Origin of the sequence: Sulfitobacter sp. 1A13679 (genome assembly GCF_043557115.1) — a bacterium.
Lineage (GTDB): Bacteria > Pseudomonadota > Alphaproteobacteria > Rhodobacterales > Rhodobacteraceae > Sulfitobacter > Sulfitobacter faviae.
Map to the genome: position 1 here is coordinate 19840 of NZ_JBIFFO010000006.1, position 17364 is coordinate 37203.

Genomic DNA, 17364 nt, shown 5'->3' on the forward strand with positions numbered 1-17364 from the left:
AGAATGGCAATGGGGGTGGGGCGCTTTGTGGACAATGAATCCACAGCAAAGCGCTGCTAAATTTCCGTGACGATATGATCGGGCGCGATGCCCGAGCCTTGGATCGCCGCAGCAACCTCCAACCCCAAGAGGGAGCCGTGGCCGGTGACCAGCGCGGTGGCGAAACCCGCCTGCGCCCCGCCGAGGATGTCGGTGTGCAGCGTGTCGCCGACCATCAGCACGCGCGCCGGATCGAGGGGCTTTGCCCGGGCGAGGGCCAGATCAAAGATATCGGGGAAGGGCTTGCCACAGAAATGCACCGCCACGCCGGTCGCGTCGATCAGACGATGCGCGAACCAGCCGGGTTCGAGCGAGAGACCATCCTCACGCGGGGCGACAAGATCGGGGTTGCCGACAAAGACAGGCCGGGGCTGGCGTTTCAGACTGGCCTCCAACAGGGCCTGCCGCGCCTCTGTCCACCCATCCGCCCCGACGAGGAGGAAACCTTCGGCCCGATCATAGATTGCCGGATCATCCGCCAGAACGGTCGCGCCGAGATCGGTAATCTCTCCCATGTCCTTATCGGGGTTCAGCATCACGCCCCAGCGGCGCGCGGGTTCTGTCGCGACGCGGTGCAGCAGCGCCTCGCGGCTGGTGACCACCTCGTCGGCTGCGAAATCAAAGCCAAGCCGCGCGTAGCGGTCCATCATACGCGCCTTGGGATAGGCGGCGGAGTTGCTGACGACCATGACCGATTTGCCCATCTCGCGCAGAGCGGCGATGGTCTGCGCGGCCCCTTTGATCGCGGTTTCGCCGACGTTCAGCACGCCGTAGGCGTCGAACAGGATCAACTCATAGGGCGCGACGATATCAAGGAAACGGGCGGCCTCTGCCCCATGGCCGAGCTTGTCGCAGGCGGGCAGCCGGGGGCGCAGGCGCTGGTATTCGGCCAGCGCCTGCGCGGGGTCTATGGCGACACTCACAGGATGCGGCGGCGTAAGAAGGCCGAGATCACCTCACCGATGATCACCAACACGATGATCGCGATGAGGATCGTGGCGACCTCGGGCCAGTTGAAGGTGTCGATGGCACCTTGCAGGATGATCCCGATGCCGCCCGCGCCAACGAGGCCCAGAACGGTGGATTCACGCAGGTTGATGTCCCACCGTAGGATCGACACGGCCCAGAAGGTCGGCATGACCTGCGGCACGATGGCATAGGCGATGACCTTGAACCGCGAGGCGCCGGTGGCCTCCAGCGCCTCCACGGGGCGGCGGTCGATCTCCTCAATCGCTTCGCCCAGAAGCTTGCCGATAAAGCCGATGGAGCGGAACATGATGGCTAAAATACCCGCCACCACGCCGGGGCCGAAGATTGCCACGAAGAGAAGCGCCCAGATGATCGTGTTCACCGACCGCGAGGTCACGAGGATCAGCCGCCCAAGCCAGAGCGTGGCCCGGTTGGGCGTGGTGTTCTGCGCCGCGATATAGGCCACCGGCAGCGACAGCAGCACCGCAAAGGTGGTGGCGAAAGTGGCGATGTTCACCGTGTCCCACAACACCTTGAGGATCGTGTCGAGGTTGCTGGGGTCGGGCGGATACATGCGGCCAAAAAGGTCACCGATCTGCTCGGGCGCACCCCAGACCCAGGCCCAGATGACCTCGATCGAAGTCAGCGCCCAAGCGATGGCGAGGGCGCAGCCCAGAAGCACGCCGTAGCGCGTGAGGCGTTGGCGCAGGGTGAAACGGGTCCAGTCGTCGCGGCCGAACTTCTCTGCAATCGTCGTCATTGGATGCGCTTTCTGATCACGCCGCTGACGGCTTCGGAGACAAGGATGACACCGACGATGACCATGGTGATGGCCAGCGCGAAGTCATAGTCGTAGCGGCCAAAGGCATTGGCGAGCGTCGCGCCGATGCCGCCCGCGCCGACGATGCCCACCACGGCCGAGGCGCGCAGGTTGCTGTCGAGCTGGTAGATCGTGAGGCCGATCTGGCGCGGCATGATCTGGGGGAAAATCGCGTAGATCAGGGTCGAGAAATAGGGCGCACCGGCGGCGCGCATGGCTTCGACCTGACCGAAGTCGATCTCCTCGATCCGTTCGGCCAGCATCTTGGCGACGAAGCCGATGGAATAGACGATCAGCGTCAGCACGCCCGCGAAGGGGCCGAAGCCCACGGCCTTGACGAAGAGGATCGCCACGATCACCGGGTGAAAGCTGCGTGCCACGATGATGATGGCGCGGCCAAGGTAGAAGATCGGCTTGGGCGCCACGTTGCGCGCGGACATGAAGGCGATGGGGATCGACAAAAGCACCCCGCCTGCGGTGGCGAGGATGGCGATCTTGAGGCTCTCAAGAAAGCCGTCGATCAACAGGCCCGAGCGTTCGAAACTGGGCGGGAACGCCCCGCCGAAGATGCGCCCGGCGCGCCCCAGCCCTTCGGCGACGCGGTTCCAGTCAATCGGCATCGTCAGACCGACCCAACCGAAATAGGCCACCGCGCCCAAGATCACCGCCCACCGCAGCACCGGGTTGGCGATGAAGGGCGGCTTTTTCCAACTGTCCCGTGGCGCGCTCATGCCGCGGCCCCATCTTTGGCGCGGTCCGCATGGGGGCTGCCGGCGTAGATCTGATCCATCGCCGCTTGGTCGAGCTTGCTCGGCTCGTCGTCGAAGATGATCCGGCCATAGCGCATGCCGACGATACGGTCGGTGTATTCCTTGGCCTCGGTCACGTTGTGGATGTTGATCAGCACCGGCAGTTTTAGCTCCCCGGCGAGGTCGCGCAGCAGGCCCATGATCTGCTCTGAGGTCTTGGGGTCGAGCGAGGCGGTGGGCTCATCCGCCAGCAGAATGTCGGGGTCCTGCATCAAGGCGCGGACCACACCGACACGCTGGCGTTCGCCGCCCGAAAGCTGGTCGGCGCGGGTGTTGGCGTATTGGGCGATACCGACCCGCTCCATCAACTCATAGGCGCGGCGGATGTCGGCCTTGGCATAGCGGCGGGTCACGGCGGACCATGTCGAGATGTAGCCCAGGCGGCCCGATTGGACGTTCTCCATCACCGTGAGGCGGTCGACAAGGTTAAAGCCCTGAAACACCATGCCGATCTTGCGCCGTGCGGCGCGCAGGTTTTTGCCCCTCAGGTTGGTCAGTTCGGTGCCATTGAGCATGATCGACCCCGAGGTCGGCTCCACCAGTCGGTTGATGCAGCGCAGCAGCGTCGATTTGCCCGCGCCGGAGGAACCGATGATCGAAACGACGCTTTCGCCCTCGATCGTCAAATCGAGGTTCTTCAGCACCGGATCACCGCTGCCATAGCGTTTCACGAGGTCAGAGATTTTCAGCATTTAATGTACCTTAAACGTGGGGCCGACCGCTTGGTCGGCCCCCGGTGTTGAACGATTACTCAGCCGCGAGGCCCTGCGGCGTGTACTCGACGCCGTTCGCCTTCTGGATCTGACGGATCACCGCCCACTGGTCCTTGTAGGTGATCGGGACGAACTTGCTCACCCCCGCGAATTCCTCACCCAGTGCGGTGCCTTCGAAATCGAAGGAGAAGAAGGCTTCCTTGATCTTTTCCTTCAGCTCGGGCGCGAGGTCATGCGCGACACCGTAGGAGGTTGTCGGGAATGGGTCGCTTTCCCAGACAATGCGCACATCCTCGGGGTCGTAAAGACCGCGCTCGGCCATGCGGTCGACCACTTCGGAGGCGACGGGGGCCGCGTCATAGTCGCCCGCGACGACGCCCAGCATCGACTGGTCGTGGCTGCCCGAATAGGTCACTTCGTAATCCTCACCCGGCACCACGCCCAGATCGGGGAAAAGCGCGCGCGGCGCTTGGTTGCCGGAGTTGGAGGTCGGCGAGGTATGCGCGATGCGCTTGCCGGCGAGATCCTTCATCTCCTTGATGTCGCTGTCGGCCTGTGTGTAGACCTGCAGCTTGTAGCCGAACTGGCCGTCCTCGGCGCCCATGATGGCGAAGGGCTCGACGCCTGCGAGGTTCACGGCAAAGGGCGTGGGACCGGTGGAGAAACCGGCGATATGCAGACGGCCCGAGCGCATCGCCTCAACCTCGGCGGAGTTCGACTGCACGGCGAAGAACTGCACGTCCTTGCCGGTCACGTCCTCGAGATGCTCAATGAAGGGGGTCCAGATGTCTTCGTAGATCGCGGGGTCTTCGACGGGGGTGTAGGCGAAAACCAGCGTCGAGGGGTCTTTCAGCATATCGGGATCGGTCGGCGCGTCGGCGACCAGATCGCCATCGGCGTCGCAGAACATCTTGTCCAAGGCGCCGCGCTCGCAATCCTCTTGCGCGAAGGCAAGGCTGCCCGTGAGTGTGAAGGCCGCAGTGAGACCTGCGGCGAATAGGTATTTATGAGACATTGCGTTCTCCTCCCTGAGAATCCGCGCATCTGGCGCGAAATACAATAGTGCGCAGATACGAACATCGAACAGTTTCGTTTGCAAGCTGTTCCGGCGCGTCGGCGGACAAAATTGTCACAAAGCTGTAACATCTCCCGCCGCAAAGCGGGGAAGACCAGTGCCTGATTTAACCAGTCGAAACAGGGGGATTCAGAGATCGAGTTCAATCTTGCGTACCCGGTCGCGCAGCAGGGTCTTGGAAACGGTCAGCAAATGCTGCTCCATCGCGGCGGCAGCGCCGAGCGTATCGCGCCGGGCGATGGCGTCGTTCAGGGTCATGTGCTGCTCGCCCAGAACCTGTAGGGTTTCCGGGGCGTGATAGGTCCGGCGGCGCGAGGTCCATGCCACTTCGCGGCGCACCGCGCGGATGGATTCGTAGACCGTAAGGAACAGCGGATTCCGCGCCATCTCGGCGATCTTGTAGTGGAACATGTCATCCGCCGCCTCATAGGCGTCAGGGTCACTGAGGTTGAGCGTGGCGCGCATCAACTGGTCCAACCGCTCGATCTCCTGCGGGCGGGCGCGATCGGCGGCGAGGGCGGCAAGGGCAGGTTCGACCTCTAGCCGCACTTCCATGACGTCGCTTGGCGTGACTTGTCGTGCAAGGTGGCGCAGACTGTCGGCATTGGTCGCGGGGGGCGGTGTGGCGAATGTGCCTTGGCCGTGGCGGCGGTAAATCGTGCCGTCCTCTTGCAACAGGCCAAGCGCCAGCCGCAGCCGCGCCCGGCTCACGCCGAAATGCTCGGCCAGCGCCCGTTCGGGCGGCATCCGCCCGTCGTTCAGGATGTCCCCTTGGCGGATCGCTCCGCGCAGCCGCTCGGCCAATTCATCTTCACTTGGGGCGGACTGGGGGGGCTGTGTCATGAGTTGGAAAACGCTTCAAATAAATCAATGAACATACGCAGAGAGGTTACCATTAGGAAAATTCCAAAGGCAAACCGAAGCGCCCGGCGCGGGATGCTATGGGCCAGTTTCACACCCACATGGGCAAAGCTGGAGGTCAGCGGAATGATGATGGCCGCAGCGGCAAGGTTCACATAGCCAAGCGAGAAGGGCGGCAGCCCCTCGGCCCCGAGGCCGGTGAGCGCATAGACCACCGCACCGGGCAGGCCGATGATGAAACCGATCGCGGCAGAGGTGCCCACGGCGCGGCGGATGTCATAGCCCAGAAAGTTCAACAACGGCACGCCAATGGTGCCGCCCCCGATGCCCATCATCGCCGACAGCCCGCCGGTGACGACGCCGAGGATCGCCCAGATCGGTTTGGCAAAGCCGCGCGGCGTGGGGTCGTCCTTGGTCTTGCGAAAGATCATGTCGAGCGCGACGAGTGCGGCCACGGTGGCAAAGACGCCCACAAGGATCAGCCCCGAGACATAGCCCCCCAGAAGCGCGCCGATCACGACGCCGATCAGCAGCGACGGCGCCCAGAGTTTCAAAAGGTCCATATCAATGGCGCCGCGTTTGAAGTGACCATAGCCCGAGGACAGCGAGGTAAAGACGATTGTCGCAAGCGAGGTGCCCACCGCCACTTGCATGGTGATCGCCGGGTCCATCCCCGCCGTCGACAGCGCAAGATAAAGCGCGGGCACGATCACGATACCGCCGCCCACACCAAGCAGCCCCGCAAGGATGCCGCCAAAGACCCCGGCGGAAACCGCAATGGCGAGAAGGGGCAGAAGCTGGCTGAAATCGAGCGCGTTCATATGGTTAATCTTTCTTTGTCTCTAAATCTGTCGCCAGCGACCGGCTGGGCTTGCCTGCTGCCTTGCGCGCCTCTTCGGCGCGGGTGATCGCCGCATCAATCGGCGCGCGGTCCGAGGCGCCCGAGAAATTGTCGAGGCTCGGCATCGCTTCGGCCACATGCAGATAGCGCTCTCCGGCGACGTCGAGCAGCCGATCAAGCTCGCTCAGCGGGTCGCCGTGGTCATCGACGCGCAGGTCGAGATAGGCATGGTCCTGTCCGCGGTGGATCACCAGCCCCGCCGCTTGGCGCCCGCGCATGTCGCCGCCCGCCTCTTCGCCCGCGCGCATGGCGGCGAGCAGACGTTCGGCCATCGGCAGATCATGGCGCGCGGCGTAGGTCTCGAACGTGGCCTCCACCACCTCCGGCCCGGTCAGCATATTGCCCGCGACGGAGTGAATGGTCCCCACACGGTGCCCGGCCCAATCGACACAGCCCGCACCGGTATGCGCGGCGAAGTTTCCTTGGGCATCGAGCATGTGGCACTGGCGGATGTCGCGCCCCGCATCGCGGGCGGCGAATTCCTTCAGCAGTGCTTCGGCGGGGTCGCCGCTTTCCAACATGCGCCTGCCTTCGGTCCCCCAGAGCGGGTTGACGAAAGCCTGTGTGGCCACGGCGACGCGCCGCCCGATGTAGGGCACGGCGGCACCGCAGGCGAAAAAGCGGCTGGCCACGGCGATGCCAATCTCTTGGCTGTCGGGGTCACGGGCGATGATGGAATAGGTCATGGGTCAGCGTCCTACGGCATAGGCCTGCATCAGGCGGGGGGTCGCGGCGGCGTGAAGGCTGCCATCGGGGTTGCGCAGCGCGGCGGTCATCCGCCCCACCGACCACGGCTCGGCCACGGTGACGATATGCCCCCGGGCGCGCAGCGCGTCGATCACCGCAGGGCCGACATTGGGCTCGATCATCATCTCACCGGGCAGGGCTTGGCGGGGGAAGAAACTGCTTTGGAAGTGCAGCGTGTGGAACAGCGGCGCGTCCATCCCCTCTTGCAGGTCGAGGCCGTGGTGCACGAAACGCAGGAACCAGATCAGCTGCCATTGGTCCTGCTGGTCGCCGCCCGGCGTGCCAAAGACCAACTGCCGCCCATCGGCATGTTGGGCAAAAGAGGGGGTCAGCGTGGTGCGCGGACGCCGTCCGGGGGCGAGGGAGGTGGGCAGCCCCCGCTCAAGCCAGAACATCTGCGCGCGGGAGTTCAACGGAAAGCCCAGGCCCGGCACCACCGGATTGCTCTGCAACCACCCGCCCGAGGGCGTGGCCGAGACCATATTGCCCCAGCGGTCGATCACATCGAGATGCACGGTATCGCCGCGTTTCTCGGTCAGATGCGCCATCGTCGGCTCTTGCGGGGCGGCGTTCTGAACGCCGAAATCACGGGCCGCGCGTTCGATATAGCGCTCGGCCAGATGCTCCAGCCCCGCGATCACGCCGGGGCGCTGCTCAAGCGATGCCTTGCCGTTCACCAGCTTCGCGCGTTCCGCGTTGTAGGCGTCGGAAAGCAGCTCTTCCATCGGGATGATGCTCTGCTCGGGGTCGCCGTAATAGGCCTCGCGGTCGGCATAGGCGAGTTTCATCGCCTCGATCACCGTATGGGTAAAGGAAGCGCCCATCGGATCCATCGCGGCCAGATCGAAATGTTTGAGGATGGCGAGGGTCTGCAAGAACACCGGCCCTTGCGACCATGCGTGGGTCTTATGCACCGTCCAGCCGTGGTATTCGTAGGTCAGCGTGTCCTCATAGCTGGCCTGCCATTTGGCCATGTCCTCGCGCGTTAGAAGGGCGCTGTTCTTTTGCTCGGACACGTCATGCACGCATGCATCTTCGAGGTAGTCGAAAATCGCATCGGCCACGAAACCTTCGGACCAGATTTTGCGCGCCGCTTCGATCTGCGCGCGGCGGTCTTCGCCTGTGGCTTCGGCCTCGCTGACCAAGCGCTCATAGGTCGCGGCCAGATCGGGGTTCTTGAAGTTGGCGTTCGGCTCAGGCGCTGCACCGCCGGGCGTCCAGACTGCGGCGGAGCTGGGCCATTCGGCGGCGAAATATTCGGCCAGCCCCTTGATGGTGTTCGACACGCGCGGCAGTACCGGATGCCCGTCGCGGGCATAGTCGATCGCCGGTTGCATCACCTCGCGCAGACCCATCGTGCCATGGTCGCGCAGCATCAGCATCCAGCCGTCAAAGGCACCGGGCACCACGGTGGAGAGAAGACCCGAACCGGGGATCAGCTTGAGCCCCAGAGCCTCGAAGTGCTCCAGCTTGGCGGCGGCGGGGCTGACCCCTTGCGCGCAGACCACTTTGGTCGTTTGTTTCTTCGCGTCGTGAAAGATGATCGGCAGGTCGCCCGCCGGGCCGTTCAAATGCGGCTCGACCACTTGCAGGACAAAGCCCGCAGCGACAGCGGCGTCAAAGGCGTTGCCGCCTTTTTCAAGAATGCCGAACCCCACGGTCGAGGCGATCCAATGGGTCGAAGTGGTGACACCAAAGGAGCCGCGGATCTCGGGGCGGGTGGTGAAGGGGGTCATGTCGTCTCCGGTCAGTGTTCGCGTGGGTCGAGCGCGTCGCGCAGACCGTCGCCCAGAAGGTTGAAGCCAAGCACGACCATGAAGATCGCGATGCCGGGCCAAAGCGCCATCCAAGGCGCCTGATTGAGGAAGTTCTTCGCCGTGTTCAGCATCGACCCCCAAGAGGGCGCGGGCGGCTGCTGCCCAAGGCCAAGGAAGGAGAGCGACGCCTCGGCGATGATGGCGGTGGCGACGGTCAGCGTGGCCTGCACCAACACGGGCGGCAGCACATTGGGGAAGATATAGCGGCGCAGGATGCGCGGCGTGCTCAGGCCGATGGCGCGGGCGCTTTCGACGTAATCCTCGGCGGCGACGCTCAGCACCTGACCGCGGGTCAGGCGGATGAAGATCGGCGTGGCCGAGATGCCGATGGCGATCATTGCGTTGGTCAGGCTCGGCCCGAGGAAGGCCGCAAGCGCAATGGCTAGGATCAGGAAGGGCGCGGCCAGAAGCGCCTCGGTGCAGCGTGAGATCACCGCGTCGGTCCAGCCCCCGAAGTAGCCCGCCACGATGCCCAGAGGCACGCCAAGCCCAAGCGCGATGGCGACCGAGACGACCCCGGCCAGCAGAGACGCCTGCGCCCCCCAGACCAGACGGCTCAGCACATCGCGGCCCAACTCATCGGTGCCCATCCAATGCGCTGCCGAAGGCCCCTTGCGCACCGCGCCCCAATCGGTGGCGGCGGGGTCGGGGATCGGCAGCAGCGGGGCCAAAAGCGCGATGGCGCAGAAGAAGATCACCAGCACGCCGCCCAGCATGGCGCTGCGATGGGTGCGGAACTTCTTCCAAACCCGGTTTTCCGGGCGGGCGGAGAGGACCGGATCGGCGGCGCTTTCGGCGTCGATGGTGATGGGGGTGGCAGGTTGAGCCATTATTGCTTCCTCAGGCGGGGGTTCAGCAGCACATAAGCGACATCGGCGAGTAGGTTCATAAAGATGAATCCGACGGCGGTGACGAGCACGATACCTTGGACCACGGCGTAATCGCGGTTGAACACGGCATCGACCACGAGCTTGCCAAAGCCGGGGATGGTGAAAATCTGTTCGGTCAGCACCGCGCCCGCGATCAGCTCACCAAAGAGCAGGGCGGTCAGCGTGACGATCGGCGTCAGCGCGTTGCGAAAGGCGTGTTTCAGGATCACCCGCCGCTCGACCAGACCCTTGGCGCGGGCGGTGCGGACGTAGTCACTGCTCAGCACGCTCAGCATGGCCGACCGGGTGTGGCGCATCAGCGTCGCGGCCAGCGCCGTGCCCAGCACGAAGGCGGGCATGATCATCACGGTGATGGAGCGGATGGGGTCTTCGCTCAGCGGCACATAGCCTGAGGCGGGCAGCAGTTTCCATTTCACCGAGACCAGCAGGATCAGCATGATACCCAGCCAGAAGTTCGGGATCGACAGGCCCGAAAGCGCTACGACATTGGCCACATAATCGGTCACGGTGCCCTTCTTGACGGCAGAGAAGATGCCCGCCGGCACGCCGATCAACAGGGCAAAGATCATCGCCATCGTGGCCAGTTGGATGGTCACGGGCAGTTTCTCTCCGATCAGTTCCAGCACCGGCTGGTTGGTGCGCAGCGAAATGCCCAAGTCACCGGTCAGCGCGTTGCCGATCCAAGTGAAATATTGCACCGGAATAGGATCGTTCAGGCGGTATTTCTCGCGCAGGAACTCCAGCACCTGCGGGTCGCGTTCTTCGCCGGCCATGGCCAGCACCGGGTCGCCCGGCAGCAGCTTTTGCAAGGTGAAGACAAAGACCGAGATCAGGATGATCGTCGGGATCGCGATCACCAGACGGCGCAGGATGAAGGACAGCATTTTGAAACGTCTCGCTCAGGGGAGGGGCACCGCCGGAACCGGCCCGGCGGTGCGGATGCAGAAGGGTTAGCCTTCTTCTTTTTTCATGCCCGCAAGGCGGATCATGCCGTCAGGATAGGGGGTGAAACCGGTGATGTCGGAATCCAGCGCCCAGATCCATGTCTGGTGGTAGAGGTACACGATCGGCATTTCTTCGTTCAGGATCGCGCGGGCAGCGGTATAGCTCTCGCGGCGCACGTCTTGGTCGTTGGACTTGCGCGCCTTGTCGAGCAGTTCATCTACTTCGGGGTTCGAGTATTTGGAATCGTTGATCCCGCCTTCGGTGGTCATGAACTGGTGGATGTTGCCATCGGGGTCCACACGGCCCGACCAGCCGATCTGGCTCGCCTGATAGTCACCCGCCGACTGGTCGGCCAGCAGCGTCGCGAATTCCTTGGAAGTGATCGAGATGTTGATCCCCGCCTCGGCAGCCATGGACTGCACGACCTGCATCAGTTGCAGCGGGATCGTGGTGTTGGGCACCTGCACCTCAAGGTCGATGCCATCGGCAAAACCGGCTTCGGCCAGCAGTTCCTTGGCTTTTTCCACGTCACGCTCAGGCACGGGATAGTCGGTGCTGTACCAAGGGGAGTTCGGCGGGAAGGGCTGGTTGCCCGCGGCGAAGGCACCATTGAAGACGACCTGATTGATCGCTTCGCGGTCGATCGCATAGCTCAGCGCCTGACGCAGACGTTTGTCGTTGCCCCAAGGGTTGTCGCCCTTTTCGCCATTGGCCACGTTGATCGTGATGCCCTGATAGCCGAGCGACACGGCGCTTTCGACATTGATGCTGTCGTCACCTTCGGCCTGCGCGAGGTCGGTCGCGGCCAGACGCTCCAGCATGTCAATGTCACCCGATTGCAGGTTCGCCAGACGCACGGTGGTGTCGGGGATCGGCAGATAGGTGACGGTGTCGAAGTGGTATTCCTCGGCATCGTAATAGTCGGCAAATTTCTCAAGCACGATACGGTCTTGGGCCACACGCTCTTTGAACTGGTAGGGGCCGGAGCAGACCGGGTTCAGGCCAAAGTCATCGCCCGCAGCCTCGGCTGCGGTGGGGGAGACCATCATGCCCGCGCGGTCGGCGAATTGCGCCATCAGCGTGGCATCGGCATCGGCGAGATCAAAGCGGATCTCATGGCTGCCCAGCACTTCGACGCCGGTGATGGAGGAAAGTTCGGACTTGCGGCGCGAAGTCTCCATGTTCTGGCTGCGGTCGATGTTGGCGGCCACGGCCTCGGCATCAAAGGGCGTTCCATCGTGGAAGACCGCATCGTCGCGCAGTTTCATGGTCAGCTGTTTGCCATCTTCTGAAAAGGACCATTCGGTCGCCAGCTGCGGGATGATTTCGAGGTCTGGCGTGATGTCCACCAGCTTGTCGCAGAGCGACGCGTAGACGATGCGGCCCACGAAGGTGCGCGACTGGTCGGGGTCCAGCACATCGGCATCGGATTGCAGCGCGATGCGCAGATCAGCCGCCTGCGCGCCGAGGGTCGTGGCCCCCAGCAATGCAGCGGCAAGTGTCATTTTGGTAAGTGTCATGTCGAACTCTCCTGTCGTTTCAATGAGTCTGGTTCAGCCTGTTATTCTTGGTTTTGGCGGGGGCGGAGCGTGGTCCGGTCCCGCATGGCGTCTTGGTAAAGCGCAAAGCGCGCGGCGGCCCCGGGGGCGCGTTCGGGCGCATCGGCAAGGCCGAGGTCCGGCGTGGCGGCGGCGATCTCTTCGAAGTAATGGCAGGCGGCGACATGGCCCACGCCCGCGCGGGTCTCCCGCAGAGAGGGCGGCTCGTTCGCGCAGCGCTCTTTGGCAAAGGGGCAGCGGGTGTGGAAGCGGCAGCCTGCAGGCGGGTTCGCCGGGCTGGGCATCTCACCCTCAAGCGCGGTCTGCGGCGTGCGCGCGCCATGGGCGGCCACCGGAATGGCCGACAAGAGCGCGCGGGTATAGGGGTGACGCGGATGGTTATAGACCGTGTCGACATCGCCCTGTTCGACGATTTGCCCCAGATACATCACCGCCACGCGGTCGCTCATATGGCGGATCACGGCGAGGTCATGGGCGATGATGACCAAGGTGAGCCCCAATTCATCGCGCAGATCGCCAAGCAGGTTGATCACCTGCGCCTGCACCGAGACGTCGAGCGCCGAGACCGGCTCATCCCCGATCACCAGTTTCGGGGCCGAGGCCAGCGCCCGCGCGATCCCGATCCGCTGCCGCTGGCCGCCCGAGAACTCATGCGGGTAGCGTTCGGCATGTTCGGGGCGCAGCCCGACCTTGGCCAGCAGTTCGGCCACTTTGCCGCGCCGCTCGGTGGCGGACATTTTCGGAAAATGCGTCTCCAGCGGTTCTCCGACCAGCTTGCCGACACTCATCCGCGGGTTCAGGGATGAGAACGGGTCTTGAAAGATGAACTGCATGTCCCGGCGGAGCGCGGTCAGATCGCGCCCGGCGAGGCTGCGCACATCGCTGCCGTCAAATTGCACGTCGCCCTCGGTAGGCGTCAGCAACCGCATGAGCAGCCGTGCAAGGGTGGATTTGCCGCAACCGGATTCGCCGACGATGGCAAAGGTTTCGCCCCGGCGCACGTCAAAGGAAACGTCATCGACCGCCTTGACCGTGGCCCCTTTGGCCAATCCGCCGCCCGAGGTTTTGAAATGTTTCTTCAGCCCGCGCGCTGTCAGGATCGTGTCATTCATGCGCTCTGCTCCAGATGTGTCTCCAGCGGGGCGAAATGGCAGGCCACGGCATGGCCCCCCTCCAACGGTGCAAGCGGTGGCTCCTGCGCGCAGATGGGCTGGGCGAAGGGGCAGCGCGTGGCAAAACGGCAGCCTTGGGGCATGTTCTGCGTTGTCGGCACCATGCCCGGCACGGTCGCCAAGCGTCCGCGCGGACCGCTAAGCTGCGGGATCGAGGACATGAGGCCGATCGTGTAGGGGTGCTGTGGGTCGTTAAAGATGCGTTCCGCAGGGCCGGTTTCGACGATCGTGCCCGCGTACATGACGGCGACGGTATCCGCGATTTCGGCCACCACGCCAAGGTCATGGGTGATCATGATCGTGCCCATATCGGTCTCGGCCTGAAGGTCGCGGATCAATTCGAGGATCTGCGCCTGAATGGTCACGTCGAGGGCGGTCGTCGGCTCATCCGCGATCAAGAGCGCGGGGTCGTTGACCAAGGCCATGGCGATCATCACCCGCTGGCGCATGCCGCCGGAGAGTTGATGCGGGTAGTCGCGCATCCGCTTCTCCGCCGCCGGAATGCCGACCCGCTTGAGGATCGCCAGCGCCTTGTCCTCGGCCTCGGATTTGCTGGCGTCGCTATGGGCGAGCACGGCTTCGGTGATCTGGTCGCCGATGCGGAAGGCGGGGTTGAGCGAGGTCATCGGCTCTTGGAAAATCATCGTCATCCGACTGCCGCGCAGTTTGCGCATGGCGGTGTGGTCGGCAAGGTCGAGCTTCTGGCCTTCGAAAACCATCTCGCCCGAGCGGATTGTCGCCGCACCGGCCGGCAGCAGCCCCATCATCGCCAGCGAGGTCACGCTTTTCCCGCAGCCGCTTTCCCCGACGACACAGAGTGTCTTGCCCGGGTGGACCGTGAAATTCACATGGTTGATTTGGTCGCTCGGCGCGCCGCGAAAGCGCAGGCTGAAGTCACGCACTTCGAGCAAAACCTTGTCGGGACCGGTGTCGGGGCTGGGCAATGGACCGCTTTCTTGAACCAATATCAGATTGGTCGAGTATGCGGTTGCAGCTTTCGCGCTGTCAATCCGGGGATTACAGTTTTTGAAAAAGCCTTTCTAGGTCAGTCTTTTGGCGCGAATTTGCCTGATATATCGGCGGTGATGCCCGTTTTTTAGGCGATCTGTTGCGGCGGTTGGGTGGGCGGTTGGCGCGGGGTGGCGTTTGGGGAGAGTGCGGAAGGTATTTGAGAAAGGATGAAATGAAGGGGGTGGCGCGCTTTGGGGGCGATAGCGCTATTGTAGGGCGGGGGATTTGTTGCTTTATCGAGGGGGAGCCATGAACATCAAAAGGGCGGCATCCCCGCATGACCAGCAAACCTAAAACGGCGGAACGCAAGCGCGGGTCCGGGGCGCAATTTGTCTATTCCATCCTGCGTGATGAGATACTCGACCTGACCCTGTTGCCGGGCAGTCCGATTGACGAGATTCGCCTTTCCGAGCGGCTGTCGATGTCGCGCACGCCGATCCGCGAGGCTTTGGTGCGGTTGGCAAGCGAGGGGTTGGTGACCACGCTGCCCAACCGTTCGACAGTCGTGTCGAATATCGACTTCATGAACCTGCACACCTTCTTTGACGCGATGACCTTGATGTACCGTGTCACCACGCGTCTTGCGGCGCAGTTTCATACGCCGGCGGATATGGCCAATATTCGCGCGCGGCAGGTGGAGTTCGCCAAGGCCGTGTCGGCGCAGGACGCGCTGTCGATGATCGCGACGAACCGGGAGTTCCATGCCGAGATCGCCCGGGCGGGGCGCAACCCCTATTACGAATCGCTTTGTCTGCGGCTGTTGGATGAGGGGCGCCGGTTGCTGCGGATGTATTACCAGTCCTTCGACGATCAGCTTCCCAGTGAGTATGTGCAGGAACATGAGGACTTGATCGCGGCGATTGAGGCGCGGGATATTGGTCGTGCGGATTCTTTGGCCGCAACCCATGCAGATCAGATCGTGGGGCAGATTCAGGCGCTGATTTCGCGGGATCGGCGGCAGCATATCGACCTTTAATTATAGGAAAACGCACCTTTATCGGCCCGTCATAGGGGCTGTGCAGATTTTATGTCGACAAATAAAATACAATAGCTAAGATGCAGCCAAGCCCGGCAGTATCGCGGCCGGTTTCTATGATGGAGAGATATATGACCCCTTCGATTTTTTCCGGCTGCATCCCGGCCCTGATGACCCCCTGCACCGAAGACCGGAAACCTGACTTCGACGCTTTGGTGCGTATGGGCAAAAAGCTGATCGCCGATGGGATGAGCGCGGTGGTTTACTGTGGGTCCATGGGTGATTGGCCGCTGCTGACCGATGCAGAGCGGATGGAAGGTGTCGAACGTCTGGTCGAAGCGGGCGTGCCGGTAGTTGTGGGCACGGGGGCCGTGAATACGAAGCTGGCCGCCGAACATGCGGCGCATGCGCAAAAGGTCGGCGCCAAGGGACTGATGTTGATCCCCCGCATCCTGTCGCGCGGCACGTCGGTTGCCGCGCAGAAAGATCACTTCAAAAAGGTTCTCTCGGCGGCGCCTGAGCTTCCTGCCGTGATCTACAACAGCCCTTATTACGGTTTCGCCACTCGGGCCGATCTGTTCTTTGCGCTGCGGGCCGAGCATTCCAACCTTGTCGGCTTCAAGGAGTTCGGCGGCGCGGATGATCTGCGCTATGCGGCGGAGAATATCACCAGCCGGGATGATGAGGTCACGCTGATGATCGGTGTGGATACCACCGTCTTCCACGGTTTTGTCAATTGCGGCGCCACCGGCGCGATCACCGGGATCGGCAATGTGCTGCCGCGCGAAGTGTTGCATCTGGTCGCCCTCAGCCAAGCCGCGGCGGCGGGCGATGCCGAGGCGCGTCAGCGCGCGCAGGAGCTTGATGCGGCCCTTGGTGTTTTGTCCTCCTTCGATGAAGGGCCGGACCTCGTGCTTTATTATAAGCATCTGATGGTGCTCGAAGGCCATGCGGAATATGCGTTGCATTTTAATGAGACCGACGCGCTGACCGACAGCCAGCGCGGCTATGCCGAGGCGCAGTATAAGCTCTTCCGCACATGGTATGCCGATTGGAGCCAGCAGGGCGGGGCGGTCGCGAAATACGCCGCTTAATCTCCTTAGCCACCTCTCCCCGGCTGGGCAGGCCCGTCGCATTTGCGGCGGGCCTTTCGCGTTCGTGGCAAGCCTTTCGAAGAAGATAATTGCAAACGCATATAAATGTGACTAGCATCTTGGCAGGGACAACGCATCGGGAGTGGGTGCGCCATTTGAGGGAGATTAATTGAAATGAGTGCTACGGATTTAATGCGTGATTTCGGCGCGATGCTGGCTTCGGGCGGGGTTGAGGTCGTCGATTGCTCGGGCGTTTTGGGGCCGGATACGCCGATCCTGCAACTGCCTGCCGATTTCGCCAAGCCGACGCCGAAGGTCGAGATTCACAAGATCAGCGAATATGACGAAGACGGCCCCTTCTTTGCTTGGAACTGGATGGTGCTGGGTGAGCATTCGGGCACGCATTTCGACGCGCCGCACCATTGGATCACCGGTAAGGATTACGACGACGGGTTCACCGATACGCTCGACGTACAGCGTCTGGTCGCCCCGGTCAACGTGATCGATTGTTCGCAGCAGGCGCAGGAAGACCCGGATTTCCTGCTCGATGCCAAGGGCATCAAGGAATGGGAAGCCGAGTATGGCGAGATCGGCGAAGGCGAATGGGTCGTCATGCGCACCGATTGGGACGCGCGCGTCGATGACGAGGCGCGGTTTCTTAACGCCGATGAGACCGGGCCGCACAGCCCCGGGCCGACCCCGGATGCGATCCAGTACCTGATGGACAAGAAGATCGTCGGCTGGGGCACCCAATGCATCGGCACCGATGCGGGGCAAGCGGGCGGGATGGAGCCGCCCTATCCGGCGCATAACCTGCTGCATAAGAACAACTGTTTTGGTTTGGCGTCACTGGCCAACCTCGACAAACTGCCACCCAAGGGGGCGATCCTGATCGCCGCGCCGTTGAAGATCAAGAACGGCACCGGCAGCCCCATTCGGGCGCTGGCACTGGTGCCGAAGGGCTGA

17 protein-coding genes are annotated in these 17364 nt (G+C 63.1%); 3 read left to right on the forward strand and 14 right to left on the reverse strand.

Annotated elements, in window-relative coordinates; translation table 11 throughout:
- Window positions 1–56: 56 nt before the first annotated feature.
- The 14 genes from ACGYLA_RS06450 to ACGYLA_RS06515 form a co-directional block, all read right to left on the reverse strand.
- Complete coding sequence (locus tag ACGYLA_RS06450; protein WP_394431214.1) at window positions 57–962, reverse strand: HAD-IIA family hydrolase; 906 nt, start codon at window positions 960–962, stop codon at window positions 57–59.
- The gene (gene phnE, locus ACGYLA_RS06455; protein WP_067266492.1) at window positions 959–1768 is read right to left on the reverse strand and encodes a phosphonate ABC transporter, permease protein PhnE; all 810 of its coding nucleotides are present in this window, start codon (window positions 1766–1768) and stop codon (window positions 959–961) included. The genes ACGYLA_RS06450 and phnE (ACGYLA_RS06455) overlap by 4 nt, the downstream gene beginning before the upstream one ends.
- The gene (phnE, locus tag ACGYLA_RS06460; protein WP_322329752.1) at window positions 1765–2559 is read right to left on the reverse strand and encodes a phosphonate ABC transporter, permease protein PhnE; all 795 of its coding nucleotides are present in this window, start codon (window positions 2557–2559) and stop codon (window positions 1765–1767) included. Before phnE (ACGYLA_RS06460) ends, phnE (ACGYLA_RS06455) begins: the two co-directional genes overlap by 4 nt.
- Window positions 2556–3329: a phosphonate ABC transporter ATP-binding protein gene (phnC, locus tag ACGYLA_RS06465; protein ID WP_394431216.1), complete on the reverse strand. Its 774-nt coding sequence runs from the start codon at window positions 3327–3329 to the stop codon at window positions 2556–2558. Before phnC ends, phnE (ACGYLA_RS06460) begins: the two co-directional genes overlap by 4 nt.
- A gap of 55 nt (window positions 3330–3384) precedes the next feature.
- A complete protein-coding gene (phnD, locus tag ACGYLA_RS06470; RefSeq protein WP_394431218.1) occupies window positions 3385–4365 on the reverse strand; it encodes a phosphate/phosphite/phosphonate ABC transporter substrate-binding protein in 981 nt (326 codons plus the stop codon).
- Between the two features lie 189 nt (window positions 4366–4554).
- Window positions 4555–5268: a FadR/GntR family transcriptional regulator gene (locus tag ACGYLA_RS06475; RefSeq protein ID WP_209219188.1), complete on the reverse strand. Its 714-nt coding sequence runs from the start codon at window positions 5266–5268 to the stop codon at window positions 4555–4557.
- Window positions 5265–6107, reverse strand: a complete 843-nt coding sequence (locus tag ACGYLA_RS06480) for a sulfite exporter TauE/SafE family protein (protein WP_067266472.1) — start codon at window positions 6105–6107, stop codon at window positions 5265–5267. The genes ACGYLA_RS06475 and ACGYLA_RS06480 overlap by 4 nt, the downstream gene beginning before the upstream one ends.
- Before the next feature lie 4 nt (window positions 6108–6111).
- Complete coding sequence (locus ACGYLA_RS06485) at window positions 6112–6873, reverse strand: DUF1028 domain-containing protein (protein WP_394431221.1); 762 nt, start codon at window positions 6871–6873, stop codon at window positions 6112–6114.
- A gap of 3 nt (window positions 6874–6876) precedes the next feature.
- Entirely contained in the window at window positions 6877–8670 is a 1794-nt protein-coding gene (locus ACGYLA_RS06490; protein ID WP_394431223.1) for a gamma-glutamyltransferase family protein, read from the reverse strand.
- A gap of 11 nt (window positions 8671–8681) precedes the next feature.
- A complete protein-coding gene (locus ACGYLA_RS06495; RefSeq protein WP_394431225.1) occupies window positions 8682–9581 on the reverse strand; it encodes an ABC transporter permease in 900 nt (299 codons plus the stop codon).
- Window positions 9581–10525: an ABC transporter permease gene (locus tag ACGYLA_RS06500; protein ID WP_067264018.1), complete on the reverse strand. Its 945-nt coding sequence runs from the start codon at window positions 10523–10525 to the stop codon at window positions 9581–9583. The genes ACGYLA_RS06495 and ACGYLA_RS06500 overlap by 1 nt, the downstream gene beginning before the upstream one ends.
- Window positions 10526–10591: 66 nt before the next feature.
- Window positions 10592–12106, reverse strand: a complete 1515-nt coding sequence (locus ACGYLA_RS06505) for an ABC transporter substrate-binding protein (RefSeq protein ID WP_271693902.1) — start codon at window positions 12104–12106, stop codon at window positions 10592–10594.
- Window positions 12107–12147: 41 nt separating this feature from the next.
- Window positions 12148–13257, reverse strand: coding sequence for an ABC transporter ATP-binding protein (locus ACGYLA_RS06510; RefSeq protein ID WP_394431227.1), 1110 nt, complete (start codon window positions 13255–13257; stop codon window positions 12148–12150).
- Window positions 13254–14261: an ABC transporter ATP-binding protein gene (locus tag ACGYLA_RS06515; protein ID WP_394411650.1), complete on the reverse strand. Its 1008-nt coding sequence runs from the start codon at window positions 14259–14261 to the stop codon at window positions 13254–13256. The genes ACGYLA_RS06510 and ACGYLA_RS06515 overlap by 4 nt, the downstream gene beginning before the upstream one ends.
- A 344-nt stretch (window positions 14262–14605) precedes the next feature.
- Between ACGYLA_RS06515 and ACGYLA_RS06520 the strand changes: the two genes are divergently transcribed.
- The 3 genes from ACGYLA_RS06520 (at window position 14606) to ACGYLA_RS06530 (ending at window position 17364) form a co-directional block, all read left to right on the forward strand.
- Window positions 14606–15304 carry a GntR family transcriptional regulator gene (locus ACGYLA_RS06520; protein WP_394411645.1) on the forward strand — a complete coding sequence of 233 codons (699 nt, stop codon included), beginning with the start codon at window positions 14606–14608 and terminating at the stop codon, window positions 15302–15304.
- A 131-nt stretch (window positions 15305–15435) separates the two neighbouring features.
- Complete coding sequence (locus ACGYLA_RS06525) at window positions 15436–16398, forward strand: dihydrodipicolinate synthase family protein (RefSeq protein WP_209219179.1); 963 nt, start codon at window positions 15436–15438, stop codon at window positions 16396–16398.
- 192 nt (window positions 16399–16590) lie between these two features.
- On the forward strand, window positions 16591–17364 hold the full coding sequence (locus ACGYLA_RS06530) for a cyclase family protein (protein WP_394431230.1): 774 nt from the start codon (window positions 16591–16593) through the stop codon (window positions 17362–17364).

What these genes read in the sequence shown, in the direction of transcription:
- phnE (WP_067266492.1), bottom strand. Translation starts at nt 1,768, where the DNA reads ATGACGACGATTGCAGAGAAGTTCGGCCGCGACGACTGGACCCGTTTC.
- phnE (WP_322329752.1), bottom strand. Translation starts at nt 2,559, where the DNA reads ATGAGCGCGCCACGGGACAGTTGGAAAAAGCCGCCCTTCATCGCCAAC.
- phnC (WP_394431216.1), bottom strand. Translation starts at nt 3,329, where the DNA reads ATGCTGAAAATCTCTGACCTCGTGAAACGCTATGGCAGCGGTGATCCG.
- phnD (WP_394431218.1), bottom strand. Translation starts at nt 4,365, where the DNA reads ATGTCTCATAAATACCTATTCGCCGCAGGTCTCACTGCGGCCTTCACA.
- ACGYLA_RS06475 (WP_209219188.1), bottom strand. Translation starts at nt 5,268, where the DNA reads ATGACACAGCCCCCCCAGTCCGCCCCAAGTGAAGATGAATTGGCCGAG.
- ACGYLA_RS06480 (WP_067266472.1), bottom strand. Translation starts at nt 6,107, where the DNA reads ATGAACGCGCTCGATTTCAGCCAGCTTCTGCCCCTTCTCGCCATTGCG.
- ACGYLA_RS06485 (WP_394431221.1), bottom strand. Translation starts at nt 6,873, where the DNA reads ATGACCTATTCCATCATCGCCCGTGACCCCGACAGCCAAGAGATTGGC.
- ACGYLA_RS06490 (WP_394431223.1), bottom strand. Translation starts at nt 8,670, where the DNA reads ATGACCCCCTTCACCACCCGCCCCGAGATCCGCGGCTCCTTTGGTGTC.
- ACGYLA_RS06495 (WP_394431225.1), bottom strand. Translation starts at nt 9,581, where the DNA reads ATGGCTCAACCTGCCACCCCCATCACCATCGACGCCGAAAGCGCCGCC.
- ACGYLA_RS06500 (WP_067264018.1), bottom strand. Translation starts at nt 10,525, where the DNA reads ATGCTGTCCTTCATCCTGCGCCGTCTGGTGATCGCGATCCCGACGATC.
- ACGYLA_RS06505 (WP_271693902.1), bottom strand. Translation starts at nt 12,106, where the DNA reads ATGACACTTACCAAAATGACACTTGCCGCTGCATTGCTGGGGGCCACG.
- ACGYLA_RS06510 (WP_394431227.1), bottom strand. Translation starts at nt 13,257, where the DNA reads ATGAATGACACGATCCTGACAGCGCGCGGGCTGAAGAAACATTTCAAA.
- ACGYLA_RS06520 (WP_394411645.1), top strand. Translation starts at nt 14,606, where the DNA reads ATGACCAGCAAACCTAAAACGGCGGAACGCAAGCGCGGGTCCGGGGCG.
- ACGYLA_RS06525 (WP_209219179.1), top strand. Translation starts at nt 15,436, where the DNA reads ATGACCCCTTCGATTTTTTCCGGCTGCATCCCGGCCCTGATGACCCCC.
- ACGYLA_RS06530 (WP_394431230.1), top strand. Translation starts at nt 16,591, where the DNA reads ATGCGTGATTTCGGCGCGATGCTGGCTTCGGGCGGGGTTGAGGTCGTC.